Origin of the sequence: Streptomyces daqingensis, assembly GCF_014645895.1 — a bacterium.
Classification (GTDB): Bacteria; Actinomycetota; Actinomycetes; order Streptomycetales; family Streptomycetaceae; genus Streptomyces; species Streptomyces daqingensis.
The window spans coordinates 156,253-170,480 of record NZ_BMMP01000005.1; the positions used below are offsets into that span (position 1 = coordinate 156,253).

The window sequence follows — 14,228 nt, forward strand, 5'->3', positions numbered from 1 at the left end:
CCGAGGCCGGGTGACTCGGGCGGCCGCGTGGCCGTAAGAGAGTCTGTAAGCGCATACATACTCTGGAAGCGACCGCCCGGGCGTGCAAGGCCCGGGGGTATTACGACTGTGTAACGGAAGCCGCGTCGGGCACCGCGTCGTGGCCGTTCGCGCATCCGCAGCTGGAACGCCGGATCACGGAGACCGGCAGCACCCGCGACTCGGGCTCGCGGTCGCGGTCCTCCAGCCGTGAGACCAGCAGGTCCACCGCCTCCTCGCCGAGCCGGCGCATCGGCTGCCGCACGGTCGTCAGCGCGGGGGTGACCAGGCGTCCGAGCGGGATGCCGTCGAACCCCGCCACGGCGAGGTCCTCGGGCACCCGCACGCCGCGCCGGTTCAGTTCGGAGAGCGCCCCGACCGCCATCTGGTCGTTGGCGAACACGACTCCGCCCGGGAGCTCCGCCCCGCCGTCGAGCAGCTCAGCGACGGCCTGGCGCCCCTCGGCCTGCGTCAGCCTCGTCCGTACGTCAGGGCGCTCGGGCACCGGCAGCCCGGCCTCCAGATGGGCGGCCTGGAAGCCGCGGAAGCGGGCCTCGCCGTCGGGGGAGTCCTCCGCGCTCCCGACGAAGGCCAGCCGAGTGATGCCGTGATCGGCGATGAGGTGCCTCGTCAGGGCCAGTTCGCCGTCGAAGTTCGCCACTTCCACGTGGTCGAGGTGGTCGAGCGGCGCGTCCTCGCGCGGACCGGCCAGCATCACCACGGGCAGCCGCCGCGAGATCACTTCGAGTTCCTCGGTGGGGACCGTGCGGGCCAGTACGGCGAAGCCGTCGACCCGTCCGGCCACGTCGGCCACGAGGCTCTTGGGGCCCTCCGAGAGAGACGCGGCGATGAGCAGCGCGTAGCCGTGGCGGCGGGCCGCCCGCTCCATGCCGCGGATTATCTCGTCGGAGTAGAGCATCAACTCGGCGTCGCCGTAGTCCCCGTCGGGGTCCTCCGCGTCCGGGTCCGCGTAGTCGGGGAAGCACAGGCCGAGGACGCGCGTGTTGCGGCTGGCGAGGCCCCGGGCGTTGCCGCTCGGTACGTAGCCGAGTTCGCGTGCCGCCTCCAGCACGCGCTCCCGCGTACCCGCTCGGACGGAGTCCGGTGCGCGATAGACTCGCGAGACCGTCGCGATCGAGACGCCCGCCTGTCCGGCGACGTCGTACACGGTGGGAGCACTCACGCGACCGATGCTCTCCTGCCTTGCTGCGGCCGTGCCGGCCGATGGATTGAAAGCGCATTCATCGTACGCCGCCCCCGAAGGCGTCGGCAAGAAGGCGACGAGGAGCACGCGGCCCGGCGGTAGCCGATTCCCCAGCGGCGTCCGGCGTCCGAGCCGCCCGCCGCGGAGGGCGATCCGCAATCGCTTGCCCCGTCCGCGGCACCGATCCTCGCGGCTTCCCGCTCCCGCCGGTGCCTCGGCGCACTCCTGGCCCGCAGCCGATGCACTGCTTTCGGCCACTGATCCAACCGTCTGAGCGCCCGCCATGCTCCCGCTCGGCGGCCCCCGGTGGGCCCGAACTCGCGCCGACCGCCTGCTACTTCAGGTAACTCCAGCTCGGTACGTACCTGGTGGGCGCGGGGGAGGGTCGGATGGCGGGCTTCAACTGGCCGCCGGGCGCCATGCGTTCACATTCATGGCCAGAGCTTCGGCGGAAAGTCGACTGCGAGAAACCTTGCCGGGAATCGCCGGTGTCCATAACCTGACTCGCCAGTAACTCTTCCGCACAGCAGGGTCGCCTTCTGTGCGTTCCCCCCTGGTACCTCGCACGTGCTCCACATCCCCCACACCACGGTCACGATCGTCAACTGCACTCAAGGGGACACACCATGAAGGATGCGCACGGCAGACCGCTGACAGGACGCACGAGTTGGCGGAAGTTCGCCGTCCTGTGCGTGCCGGGCTTCGCGGCGACGGCGGCCCTCGCCATCGCACTGGCCAACGGAGCGCTCGCCGCGTCGTTCGCCGTGTCGGGACAGCAGTTCAAAGTGTCCGCGAAGAGCCTGGACGGCGACGGTTTCGTCCAGTACGGCAGCATCGACAAGAACGCCAGGGGCGAGCTGATCCCCGTGGCGGTCACCGGGATCAAGTCCGCCGAGATGCGCGACCTCTGCCAGTCCGTCGTCACCAAGCTGCCCATGATCGGCAGCATCTCGCTGAACCTGACCGCGGGTACCGGCAGCAAGCCGGTGGAGGCCACCGACCTCTTCGTCGACGCGACGCAGCTCTCCGGCGACGCCGGCTTCAACAAGATCGAGATCGGCCGGGACGCCTCGACCCTCGACAAGGGCCCCAAGGGCGGCCAGGGCCTCCAGGACCTCTTCGGCCAGCAGGCGGACGACGTCCACATCTCCAGCCTCAAGCAGACCGCTTGGGCCACGAACGCGGGCAAGTTCAAGCTGTCCGGCCTGCACATGAAAGTGAACAAGGGCACGAAGGAATGCTTCTGATCTGGCGCCGGTGGCGCGGGTGGCGCCGCGGCCGGCCTTTCTGGGGCGGTCTGCTGACCGTCCTCGCCGGTACGGAGATCGCGGTCATCCCCCTGGCCCCGCTGAAGGTGATGCTGCATCAGGGAACGGCCGGGCTTCCGACCGTCGTACTGGGGCTGGTCATGGTGGTGCTCGGGCTGAGCGCCTGGTTCGGCCCCCAGTACAGGGGACTCGCGGGCGTGCTGACCGTGCTGCTCGCTGCGGCCGCGCTGGTGCTGTCCAACCTGGGCGGTTTCATGATCGGCACGCTGCTGGGCGTGGTCGGCGGTGCCCTGATCTTCGCTTGGCGGCCGGTCCCGGCCGGGCCGCCGCCTGAGGGGCAGCCGGACGCGGAGCCAGCCGACGGCTCGGCGGCCCACGTCGGCCATCCGTCAGGAGCGGCCGCGGACGCCTCGAAGGAGGACACGCTCTCCTCGCTGGCCTCGGCCTTCTCCGTCCCGCAGCAGCCACCGCCCCCCGAATCCCCAGGCACCCCGTCGAGGAACAGCGAAACGAGCCGGAACCCAGAGAAAAACTGAGCGAACGAGTGCCATCGCCCCTTCTGTTTCCGCGAGTCGAACTACAAGGAGCCGAATGATGAGCACGCGCCACCAGCACGCCCGGTCGTTACGGGTCGTCGTGACCGGTATCGTCGCCGCCGCCGCACTCCTGGCGGCCGGCGCCGCGAACGCCGCCCCGCTCAGCGGTGCCGCCGGCACGGCCGCCGCCGAATCGACCACCGTCACACCGGCCGGGGACGAGTACGCCGCCAAGCTCACCGGTGAAGCGACGTTCACCGCCGGATCGGTGACCGTGTCCTGCACCGTCTCGGAGGCCACCGGCCAGATCCCGGCCGCGCCCGGCAACCACAACGACGCCGGACCCGTCGAGTCGGGCATCAACGCGCCCACCTACGACTCCTGCACGGCGAGTCTGCCGGGCGTCGACGCCACCGTGGAGACCACCGGCGACTGGACGGTCTCTATGCAGAACGGCGCGCCCGCGACCGCCGGACTCACCATGCCGACCGCAGGGTTCGTGCTGAAGACCAGCGGCCTCGCCGAGTGCACCGTGACCGCCGCTCCCACCGAGGCGGCGACGGCGACCGGCACATGGGCCAACGGCTCGCCGTCGACTCTGACCTTCGACGAAGCCGCCGTCCCCGTGAAGGTCGAAGGCGGCTTCGGCTGCCCGACGAGCGCCACCAGCTCCGCCTTCAGCGCCACCTACGAGATCACCGACACCACAGACCCCGGCGCGGACGTGACCGTCACCTCCTGATCCACGCCCGCCGCCGCGCACGCCCGCCACCGCGCCGCGGCACGCGTGGAGACGGTCACCCGACCCGGCAGCCGGTCCTCTCCGCTTCCTCGTCAGAGCGGAGAGGACCCAGGTGTTCCCGGTGCCGGGCCCGTTCGCCGACGCTGAACGGCTCGGCCGCCCCGCGCGTCACCGGGTCTCGTACTCGCGTTCGTCCTCGTCTTCGAAGTCCTCGTCTTCCTCGTCTTCCTCGTCTTCCTCGTCTTCCTCGTCTTCGAAGTCCTCGCCGTTCTCGTCTTCTTCGTCCTCGTCCTCTTCGTCCTCGCCGTTCCCGTCTTCCTCCGCGCCGTCCCCGCCGTCTCCTCCGTCTTCCTCGTCCTCGGCGAGCACGTCCTCGTGGCTGCGCACGACCTCGCCCTCCCGGATCTCTCCCCGCCAGCCCTCCGGGACCTCCTGGGCGCCGAGCGAGACGTAGCGGAGGAAATGCTTGAGGTCGAGGCGGAGCCGGCGCCCCTGCGCGCGCCAGATGTTGGCCGTCTTCTCGAGGAACCCGCCGGGGGTGTACTCGACGACGACCACGATCCGCGTCAGGTTCGGCGCCAGCTCGTGGAACGAGATGCTGCCGTGCGTAGTGGCCTCGCCCGACGACTTCCACACGATGCGGTTGTCGGGTACCTGCTCCAGGACTTCGGCCTTCCAAGTGCGCTTCGAGGGGCCGACCTTGCCCGTCCAATCGGAGGTGATCTCGTCGTCGCCCCGTGACGCCTCGACGACGCCCTTCATGAAGCCGCTGAACTCCTCGAACTCCGTCCAGTGGTCGTAGACCCTGCGCAGAGGGAGACCGATGTCGAGCACCTCGACGATGTTCGTCACCTTCTTGTCGCCAGCCTCGCCCCCGCCGCCGAAGAGTTCCTTCACCTTGCCGACGGTCTTGTCCTTCACCTTCTTCGCCACCTGGCCGCCGACGGCCTTCGCCGGCGACTCGCCCTTCAGCAGCTTCGCCCCCATCTCCGGCAGGTCGCCGCCGCCCGGAGCGCCGCCCTCGGCGACCTTCTGAGCCAGCCCCGAGACCTTGCCGCCTGCCGAACTGACGAGTTTGCTTGTCTTCGCGGTCAGGTAGTTGGAGAATTCCTCGCGTACTCGGTCCAGGCCCGAACCGCCGTTGTTCGCGGCGTCCTTGCCTGACTCGTTCTGCGGCATGGCTCCTACCTCCGGCGGCGCTGCTCGGCGGGTGAATTGCTGGCGGTCTTCCGTCCGCCTGACTTCTTGGCGGCCTTCTTCGGCGGCGCCTTCTTGGCGGGGGTCTTCTTCGCGGCGGGCCTGCCCGCCGCCTTCTTCGCGGGCTTCCGCGGTGCCGCGGCCTGCTCGTCCCGGCTCTCACGCGGGGGCCTCTCCGGCCTGCGGCGGCCTTCCTCGCTGCGCCCCCTCCCTTCCTCTGCTTCCTCTTCCTGCTCGTCGCCGGGTTCCTCACGCTCGTCCGAGGCCTGGTCTTCGCCGGACTCCTCGTCTTCGCCGGACTCCTGGTCCTCGCCGGACTCCTGGTCCTCGCCGGACTCCTGGTCCTCGCCGTTCTCCGCGCCGCCGTTTCCACGACCAATACCGTTGAGAGACGTCGTGCGCTCGGCCAGCGAGTCCGCAAACGTGCCGAGACGGTGGTCGACGGCCGCCTTGAGCGCCTCGCGTCCCACCGTCAGCAGTTCGTCACGCACCTGGTCGGCGAGCTGGGCGAACTGCGGGGAGTCGCCGAGCTTGCCCAACCCCGAAGCGAGCAGCTCCTGCGGTTTGGACTGCAGCTTCCCGCTGGCCACGAAGGTGGCGACGGCGATGGCGAGCTTTCCCTTGCGACTCCGTCCGAGGAGGTATCCAGCGACGACGCTCGCCGCCAGTGCGGCCTTCGGGCTGTCACTCATGCGCACATCCCATCCTTCTCCTCGATCCGGCGGCTTCCGCACTGCCCGCCTGGTCGTCTGCTGACAGCGGGACGCCTCGCGGTCCGCCATGCGGTTTCCGGCACCTGGCGCACGGCGGTGCCGGCCAGGGCGGACGGACAGGTTCGTGAGACGACATGGCTCCATCGTGGTCACGGCGACGGGCGGACCGCGCCATCTGCTCCGCCGTACGGGTTCGGGCGCCACGCTGGGAGGACATCCGGCCCGGAAGCGGGGGCTCCGCGCGGCCGGGCAGCGCGAGGACCGGCTCTCTCGCGGAAGCGGTCTTTCTCACGACCAGTCGTGCATATCGCCTGGAACCGTCAAGATCGGCACGTCCTGTGAATCCGTCCCGCGAACGTGAAGGCCGTGCGAAGATGTCCGGCGCCAACACGCGGCGGATTCAGAGATCCTCTCCGCCGCCTTCACTCATCCCACCGCAGCAGCGTCGGCCTCGGGGAGGTCGCTCCCGGGCCAAGCGCGCTCAGTTGCCGGTCTACGCAAGGGGGAACGGGGTCGAATGATCGAGGTTCAGAAACTGACCAAACGTTACGGGGAGACGCTCGCCGTCGACGGGCTCTCCTTCCAGGTGAGGCCCGGCCGGGTCACGGGCTTCCTCGGGCCCAACGGCGCCGGCAAGTCCACGACGATGCGGGCGATGATCGGCCTGGACCGGCCCTCGTCCGGCCAGGTGCTCATCGACGGCAAGCGCTACGAGCAGATCGCTCAGCCCCTGCGGAAGGTGGGCGCGCTGCTGGAGGCCAAGGCCCTGCACGGCGGACGTACCGCGTACGGGCACCTGCTCGGCCTCGCCCGCAGCAACCGCATCCCCCCGTCGCGGGTGGGTGAGGTGCTGGAGACGGTCGGGCTGTCCGCCACCGCGAAGAAGCGGGCCGGCGGGTTCTCCCTGGGCATGGCGCAGCGGCTCGGCGTCGCGGCCGCGCTGCTGGGCGATCCGGAGGTGCTGCTGTTCGACGAGCCCGTCAACGGTCTCGATCCCGAAGGCATCCTGTGGATCCGGGAGTTGATGAAGAAGCTGGCGGGCGAGGGACGTACGGTCTTCGTCTCCAGCCACCTGATGAGCGAGATGGCCCTGACCGCCGAGCACCTGATCGTCATCGGGCAGGGGCGCCTCCTGGCCGACACCACGGTCGAGGACTTCATCGCCCGCAACTCGCGCTCCTACATCCACATCCGCACGCCCGAACCCGAGCGCATGCGCGATGTCCTGGCCGGCGACGGCATCCGGACGGAGAAGGGGCCCGAAGGCGTGCTCGAAGCACTCGGCACCACCTTGGAGACGGTGGGCAAGCTGGCCTCGAAGCACCAGGTGACGGTCTACGAGATCAGCCCCCGTACGGCCTCGCTCGAAGAGGCGTTCATGCAGCTCACCGCGGACGCGGTGGACTTCCGCGCGGACCTGGAGGTGCGGTGACGATGTCGGACACCGGCGCGGCAGTCGCGTTCGAATGGACGAAGATCCGCACACTGCGGTCCACGGTCTGGAGCCTCGCTCTCTTCTCCGCCGCGAGCGTGGTCGTGGCTCTCCTCTTCGGTTACGTCATGCGCGGTACCTACGCGGACCTGGACGCGGCGGCCCAGGCCCGGTTCGACCCGGTCGCCTCCGGCTTCAGCGGGATGAAACTCGGGATGATCGCACTGGTCGTCTTCGGCGTGCTGACCGTGAGCAGTGAGTACTCGACGGGGTCCATCCGCAGCTCACTGGCGGCGGTACCGCGCCGGGGCGTCTTCTACGCGGCGAAGCTGCTCACCGGCACGGCGACGGCGCTGGTCGTCTCGGCCGTCGTGGTGACGCTCAGCTTCTTCGCCGCGCAGACGATGCTGGGCTCTCCGGCGAGCGTCTCCCTCTCCGACGACGGCGTGCTGCGCGCCCTCATCGGGGGAGTGCTCTACATGACGCTGATCTGCGCCTTCTCCATGGGCCTCGCGAGCGTGCTGCGCAGTTCGGCGCTGACCATGGGCATCCTCGTGCCGCTCTTCTTCATGATCTCGACGATCCTCAACAGCATCCCGGGAGTCCAGAAGGTCGCGCAGTTCCTGCCCGACCTGGCCGGCAGCCTCATCCTGCGCAGCAAGGAGCCGCACGGCGACGGGGTGCTGACCGCCTGGACGGGCATGGCCGTACTGGCGGCCTGGGCCGTGCTGGCAGTGGCAGCGGGGTACTTCGCGATGCGTCGGCGGGACGCCTGACCAGCCGTCAGAGCGCCTTGTCCGACGGAGAATCGCGACATTCCGGCGCGGCCGCCGGGCAGGCTCCTCCGGTCTTTTCCGGAGGAGCCGCCGGTGGCCGCCCGTCATTTCGGGCACAACGCCTTCTAGTCGGAGTAAGCCCCGGACCGCAATGAATCCCCACAGGGGGCGGGGAAAAGTCCGGGAATTCCGAACACATTCGGAGCGGAGGATTCCGTTCATGTCGGGGGAGAGGACCCGCGGGGTGGGCGGAGTCCGTCGACGAGGTCCTCGCTCATAACATCCGGAATCGCGAGCTCCGTGATTTCAGCCCCCTGTTCTGCGACGTCCGGAACCCTTTTCCAGGGGCCTTGAGCTGCCATTTTCCGTGCCGCCCCGGAGTCCGGAGCAGGGCTGCGGGGTGTGGTCCGTAACATCCGGAATTCTTCATTCCGCCCCGTGGTGACGCCAGTCAACTGACACATGTCATGTGATGTGGATCACGTGTGGAAAATTGTTGTGGCGAAACCATGAAGCAAATACTGTCTAGCCCGCACCGCTGGGGGGCGCGGATCGTAAAGAAATTCAGAAGTACGCGGTCGGAGCGCCATCGGTGCGCAAGAGCAATTCATGTCTGTACTCGCAGAACAGAATGGAGTTCCATCGTGTACAAGGGCGACGTTTCGCTGGTTGAAGAGATCGCGGAGCAGGACTTCGACGGTGTTGCCTACGGTGCTTGCACCACCAACACCTTCTCCCTCTCCGACGTGCTGGGCAACACCGGCGGCTGGTGCACCCTGACCGTCGAGTGCCAGCCGAACTGCAACTGACCAGAAAAACAGAAAAGAGAAGAGAGAGATCATGAGCGAGGACATTCTGGGTGGTTACGACGAGGCCGAGCTCGTCGAGCTGAGCGACGCCGACGCCTACGGCGGCACGGCGTGGGTCTGCGCCACCGTCACGCTGGCCACCGCGGCCATCTGCCCCACCACGAAGTGCACCAGCCAGTGCTGAATGTGACTTCACCTCTCTCGGTGGTCATGTAGCAGTGCGAAGCGGAATGGAGGCCCATTCGGGCCTCCATTCCGCGGCCTCGACTTCGGCCGTCTTACGACATCTCGCGAAAACGGGAGCAGCAACACCGTGATATCTCCAGCCAAGTACTACCCGGAGTTCGACAGCGCCGAAGTCGAAGAAACAATCGTTCCGCTGTCGCAGTTCGACGACCAGTTCACCGGCGTGCTCCGGGCAGGCGGTGAGAGCGCGGACGAGCCTCCCTCGCCGGGCGAGAAGACGCGCGCGACGGTACGGGAGTGGCTCGGCCGGCCTGAGCAGTACCCGTTCCAGAGCGTCATCAGGGGTATCGCCGCCGGTGTCGCCGGCACCGACCCCGTCGCCCCGTTCGGGAAGCTCTTCAGCGACCCGGACGCCATGCTGGTGCAGCTGCTCGAACGTACTGAGAGCAGGGTGCGCGAGGTCTACAGCCGTCCGCTGGTCGCCGCGATCAACCACGCGCGCGAGGAGGGACGGCTCGTCGGGGAGACCCCCGAGGAGCGCTACCGGTACTTCGTCGACCAGGCGAGGCTCACGTCCTTCGAGGAGGTGAGCGGACTGTCCTTCCCCGTGCTGCGCGACATCACCCGGATCCTGCTCGCCAACGGTGCGGAGAGCGTCACCGAACTCTGCCGCCGGCTCGTCGCGGACCGCGAGGCCATCGCCGGGACGTTCGGCATCGAGGTCACGGACCGGATCGTCTCCTGCGGTTTCTCCGAGGGAGACGCCCACAACCACGGACGCAGCGTCTCCGTGCTCGAATTCGAGTCCGGCAAGAAGCTCGTCTACAAGCCCCGCGACGTCTCCTGTGAAGCCGCGTACGAGCACATCGCCGCGGAACTCAACAAGGAGATCGGGACCTCACTGGCCGCGGCCCAGGTCCTCGAGCGGAACCACTACGGATACGTCGAGTTCATCGAGACCGAGGACGTCTCGGACATGTCCGGGGAGTTCATGCGCGCCAGCGGCGAACTCGCCGCGGTGCTCTACCTCCTCAACGCGCGGGACATGCACTTCGAGAACATCCTGCCGACCCGTCGCGGCCCCGTGCCCATCGACCTCGAGACGATTCTGCACCCGGCCCGCATCCACGAAGGCCCCACGCCGGAAGCCGTGGGGAACGCCTACGAGACGATCGGGCAGTCCATCTACGGCATCGGCATCCTGCCGCTCGTGATGGTCGGGAAGGGCGAGGACGCGGGCCACGTCGACCTCGGATTCCTCGGCGACCAGGGGCGGGGCTCCTCGCCGTTCAAGTCGATCTTCTTCGAGAACCCCTACACGGACCGCATCAGCCTGGTGATCCGCGCCCAGGAGGCGCAGGGCCGCCGTACCGTCGTCAACTCCCTGGGCGAGGACGAGGTCCGCGTCCTGGGCGACCGGATGGCCGAGGGTTTCTCCCGCGTCTTCCGCACGATGATGTCTTCCCAGGAGCGCTGGGCGGAGCTGCTGCGGAAAGCGGCGTCGGGCATGCGCGTGCGCTACGTGCACAACCCGACCGCGCTGTACGCGCAGACGCTGCGGATGACGTCCAGCGCCGGCGCCCTCGACGACGTCTCGCCCTACATCGCGCTGCTGAAGCGCATCGCGATCGCCAGCAAGACCTCGTCCCGGCAGATCGTCCGCTCCGAGATCCGTCAGCTGGCCGAGCGCGACATCCCCTACTTCACGGTCTCCGCGACGGGCGTCGCCCTGGAGGACGGGGACGGCCGCGAGGTCGGAGCCTTCTTCGACGAGACCCCGGTCGACCGCGCCCTCGCGAAGACGGCGCACATGACGGAGACCGACCTGCGCGAGCAGCTCCGGCTCGTCTACTCGGCCTTCTCCTCGCGCTTCCCCGACAACCACCTCGCCGCCTCCGGCACCGCGGACGGCGGAGCGTTCCACGCGCCGTCGGACCACGAGACGGGCGGTGACTCCCACGGCGAGCTCGTCGGACTCGTCGAGCGCCTCGCCGGCAACCTGGTAGAGACGTCGCTGCCCGACAAGTTCGCGCACCTGCCGCGCACCTGGATCGGCCCCCTCGCCTCGGCCGCGGCCAACAGGCCCTGGCCGCCGGGAGTGCTCGGATACGACCTCTACACCGGCAGGGTCGGCCCCGCACTGGCCCTGGCCGCCGCCGGCCGGTTCCTGGACCGCGGCGACTACCGGGACCTGGCCGGGCAGATCTTCTCCACGATGGCGGACATCCTCGCCGAGCACCGGTACGAGAGGCGCAGCGTCCAGCAGGCCGGCTTCGGCGGCTACACCGGCATGGCCGGCATCCTGTTCGCGCTGGCCACCACGGGCCGGCTCCTGGAGAACGACGAGTGGGTCGAAGCCGCGCAGGGCGCGCTTCCGCTGGTCCTCGACCAGATACGCGACATCGATCCGCGGGTGCTCCCCATCGACGTGGTCAACGGCGTGGCCGGTGTCATGGGCTGCGTCACCGCGATCGGCGGCCCGCACGCCGACGGTGCCCTGGCGACACTGACGGGGATGCTGACCGACGCCGTCCGGGACGGGGGGCACGGCAGCGTCTTCGCCCAGTCCGGCTTCGCACACGGCGTCAGCGGGCTCCTGCACGCGCTGAGCGGCGCTCTGCCGCGGGTGCCGTCCGGGCAGCAGGACGTCGTGCGGGACACCCTGAAGGACCTCGTCGGCCGGCTGCAGAAGTTCTACGACAGTGAGCAGGGCAACTGGTTCTCCAACGTGGCCACGCCTCAGTCGTTCTCGACCGGCTGGTGCCACGGTGCGACCGGCATCGCCCTCGCACTGTCCTCGTACGGGAACGTCGCGGAGGACGACGTCGTGAACTGCATGCGCGACGTCGCGATCGGCAACCTCGTACGCCACGGCTTCGGGCGGAACCTGACGTGGTGCCACGGAGACCTGGGCAACCACGACGTGCTCACCGGGCTCGCGGCGGACGACGAGAGCCTGCGCGAGGAGGTCGCCAGGATCGAGCAGCGGTGGCTCCAGCCGGACGTCCTCACACGGAAGATCAACGACAACCAGAGCCGGTACGCGCACACGAACAGCCTCATGGTGGGCACCGCCGGCATCGTCCTGCACCTCGTCAACCGTCTCGATCCGAGCGTTCACATCTCACCGGTCACCCTTACCTTTGAGAGCCGATGACATGAGCCTCACACTCCGCAGCCGCAAGCACGCCCGCCGCGTGCCCACGCTCACGCAGGTGACGCAGACAGAGTGCGGACTGTGCTGCACCGTCGCACTGCTGCGCTACTACGGGCGTGCGGAGGACCTCTCCAGCGCACGCGCCGTGATGGACGCCGGCCGCGACGGCCTGAGCGCCGGTCAGCTCGCCCGCTACCTGCGCACGCGCGGGATGGACGCGAAGCTCTTCCGCGCCAAGAGCGTCACCGCGCTGGAGAAGTTCACCTCGCCGGTGATCCTCTACTGGGAGGAGTACCACTTCGTCGTCCTCGAGAAGTTCGACGGTCAGAAGGCGATCGTCATGGACCCGGCCATGGGGCGCCGTCGGCTGAGCCGCGAGGAGCTGGAAGAGGGCTTCAGCGGCATCGTCGTCTCCGCGGACGTCGGCCCGGACTTCGAGAAGACGCGCCAGAAGCCGATGACGGAGTGGCGCAACATCCCGCTCTTCGCCGAGGGTTCGCGCAAGCGGATCGCCCTCGTCGGCCTGCTCTCCTTCAGCGGCTACGGCGCGGTGCTGGGCATCCCCATGCTGACGGAATGGGCCGTCGACCAGCAGGCGAGGTGGAAAGGGCTCGACGACCTGGGCACCGTCATCGCCGTCGTGCTGGGCGTGGCGGCCGCCTACCTGGCCCTGCACGTGGTCAGAGTCATGGTCCTCTCGACCGTCGTGGCGATGCTGGGCAAGCATCTGATGACCCATACGTTCAGCAAGATGCTGTCCCTGCCGTACAGGTTCTTTACCGTGCGGCAACCCGGTGAGCTGCTGTTCCGGCTGAACAGCGTCAACATGATCAGGGATCTGCTGTCGTCGAGAGTGGCGCAGGGAATCCTCGACGTGGGGACGCTGCTGTGCGTCACCGGCTACCTGTTCTACGTCGAGTGGCGCCTGGGCCTGATGGCCGTCGTGCTGTTCCTGCTCAACGCGTTCTACCTGGCCCGTACGCGGCCGAAGCTGATGGAGTTCGTCGACTCGGAGATCAGCCAGCTGAGCAAGAGCCAGTCCACACAGCTGGACGCGATCGTGTCGATCCCCACGATCAAGATGGGCGGCTACGCGGACGAGTTCCTCGAGAGCTGGGGCAAGGTCTACGGCTCCTCGCTGGAGGCGATGAAGGACCGGATGCGCATGCAGCAGGGCCGCATCTCGGGTGTCACGACGACGACCCAGATGTTCGGTCCGATGATCCTGCTGCTCTCCAGCCTCTACTTCGTCAGCCACGGCTACATATCGCTGGGCGCGGCCATCGCCGTGCAGGCGGTCTCGGCCACCTACTTCTCCCTGTCGACGTCGGTGTTCTCGACCTACACCGAGTTCACCGAGGCGTCCCGCTACATGGCCAGGCTGAGCGACATCGTCAAGTCGGAGCCGGAGGACCCGGGCGGCACCCTCACCGGCCTGCTCTCGACGTCCATCCAGCTGGAGGACGTCAGCTTCCAGTACACGAAACACAGCGACCTGGTGATCCGGAACGTGTCCCTGGACATCCCGGCCGGCTCCAGGGTCGCCCTCGTAGGCGCCTCGGGTTCGGGCAAGAGCACCCTGGGCCGCATCATCTGCGGGCTGTACGAGCCGACAAGAGGCCACGTCAGGTTCGGCGACGTCGACACGCGGCACTACGACAAGAACGCCCTGCGGCGGCAGATCGGCTACATCCCGCAGGAGATCCATCTCCACAACCGCACCATCCTGGAGAACCTGACGCTCGGCCAGGACATCCCCGCGGACAAGGTGCGCGAGTACTGCGCCGGCGTCGGCATCCTCGACTTCCTCGAGGACCTGCCCATGGGCCTCAAGACCCTCGTCTCGGAGATGGGCGCGAACTTCTCCGGCGGTCAGCGCCAGCGCCTCGCCATCGTGCGGGCGCTGCTGCAGAACCCGCCCATCCTCGTGCTCGACGAGGCGACGTCGGCCCTGGACACCGTCAACGAGCGCCGTGTCGGCGAGATCATCGAGCACATCGGCGCCACCCAGGTGATCATCGCCCACCGTCTGGCGACCATCAAAGCCGCCGACCACATCTACGTGCTCGACAACGGCCGCGTGGTCGAACAGGGAAGCCACACGCAGCTGCTGCACGGAGGCGCGGTCTACACGGACCTGTACGCGGACAGGTCCCCGGACCTCGACGTCGTGGTCGGAGGCGAGTGAAC

The 14,228-nt window shown here is 68.4% G+C and carries 12 protein-coding genes; 9 read left to right on the forward strand and 3 right to left on the reverse strand.

The genetic code is table 11. The features are described from left to right. Positions 1-100 precede the first annotated feature (100 nt). Positions 101-1,201 carry a LacI family DNA-binding transcriptional regulator gene (locus tag IEY56_RS09370; RefSeq protein WP_229711743.1) on the reverse strand — a complete coding sequence of 367 codons (1,101 nt, stop codon included), beginning with the start codon at positions 1,199-1,201 and terminating at the stop codon, positions 101-103. 647 nt (positions 1,202-1,848) lie between these two features. On the opposite strand from IEY56_RS09370, the gene IEY56_RS09375 reads away from it, so the two are divergent. The 3 genes from IEY56_RS09375 to IEY56_RS09385 are packed head-to-tail and all read left to right on the forward strand — an operon-like array spanning position 1,849 to position 3,768. Then, positions 1,849-2,469, forward strand: a complete 621-nt coding sequence (locus tag IEY56_RS09375; protein WP_189036669.1) for a DUF6230 family protein — start codon at positions 1,849-1,851, stop codon at positions 2,467-2,469. Then, on the forward strand, positions 2,460-3,026 hold the full coding sequence (locus tag IEY56_RS28365; protein ID WP_229711744.1) for a DUF6114 domain-containing protein: 567 nt from the start codon (positions 2,460-2,462) through the stop codon (positions 3,024-3,026). The genes IEY56_RS09375 and IEY56_RS28365 overlap by 10 nt, the downstream gene beginning before the upstream one ends. 58 nt (positions 3,027-3,084) lie before the next feature. Beyond that, complete coding sequence (locus IEY56_RS09385) at positions 3,085-3,768, forward strand: hypothetical protein (protein WP_229711745.1); 684 nt, start codon at positions 3,085-3,087, stop codon at positions 3,766-3,768. Between the two features lie 168 nt (positions 3,769-3,936). Here the strand turns inward: IEY56_RS09385 and IEY56_RS09390 are convergent, their stop codons facing one another. Both IEY56_RS09390 and IEY56_RS09395 read right to left on the reverse strand, forming a co-directional pair. Next, a complete protein-coding gene (locus tag IEY56_RS09390; RefSeq protein ID WP_189036671.1) occupies positions 3,937-4,947 on the reverse strand; it encodes an SRPBCC family protein in 1,011 nt (336 codons plus the stop codon). 5 nt (positions 4,948-4,952) lie between these two features. Then, positions 4,953-5,657, reverse strand: a complete 705-nt coding sequence (locus IEY56_RS09395) for a hypothetical protein (protein WP_189036672.1) — start codon at positions 5,655-5,657, stop codon at positions 4,953-4,955. A 538-nt stretch (positions 5,658-6,195) separates the two neighbouring features. On the opposite strand from IEY56_RS09395, the gene IEY56_RS09400 reads away from it, so the two are divergent. From IEY56_RS09400 to IEY56_RS09425, 6 genes are all read left to right on the forward strand, one after another. Continuing rightward, positions 6,196-7,110, forward strand: a complete 915-nt coding sequence (locus IEY56_RS09400) for an ATP-binding cassette domain-containing protein (RefSeq protein WP_189036673.1) — start codon at positions 6,196-6,198, stop codon at positions 7,108-7,110. 2 nt (positions 7,111-7,112) lie between these two features. Beyond that, positions 7,113-7,886 carry an ABC transporter permease subunit gene (locus tag IEY56_RS09405; RefSeq protein ID WP_189036674.1) on the forward strand — a complete coding sequence of 258 codons (774 nt, stop codon included), beginning with the start codon at positions 7,113-7,115 and terminating at the stop codon, positions 7,884-7,886. A gap of 644 nt (positions 7,887-8,530) precedes the next feature. Continuing rightward, a complete protein-coding gene (locus tag IEY56_RS28370) occupies positions 8,531-8,695 on the forward strand; it encodes a plantaricin C family lantibiotic (RefSeq protein WP_229711746.1) in 165 nt (54 codons plus the stop codon). Positions 8,696-8,726: 31 nt separating this feature from the next. Next, positions 8,727-8,879, forward strand: coding sequence for a class II lanthipeptide, LchA2/BrtA2 family (locus IEY56_RS09415; protein ID WP_189036676.1), 153 nt, complete (start codon positions 8,727-8,729; stop codon positions 8,877-8,879). A 129-nt stretch (positions 8,880-9,008) separates the two neighbouring features. Beyond that, positions 9,009-12,038, forward strand: a complete 3,030-nt coding sequence (locus tag IEY56_RS09420; RefSeq protein WP_189036677.1) for a type 2 lanthipeptide synthetase LanM family protein — start codon at positions 9,009-9,011, stop codon at positions 12,036-12,038. Position 12,039: 1 nt separating this feature from the next. Then, positions 12,040-14,226 (forward strand): peptidase domain-containing ABC transporter, encoded by a 2,187-nt coding sequence (locus IEY56_RS09425; RefSeq protein WP_189036678.1) that lies wholly within the window; start codon positions 12,040-12,042, stop codon positions 14,224-14,226. Positions 14,227-14,228: the final 2 nt, after the last annotated feature.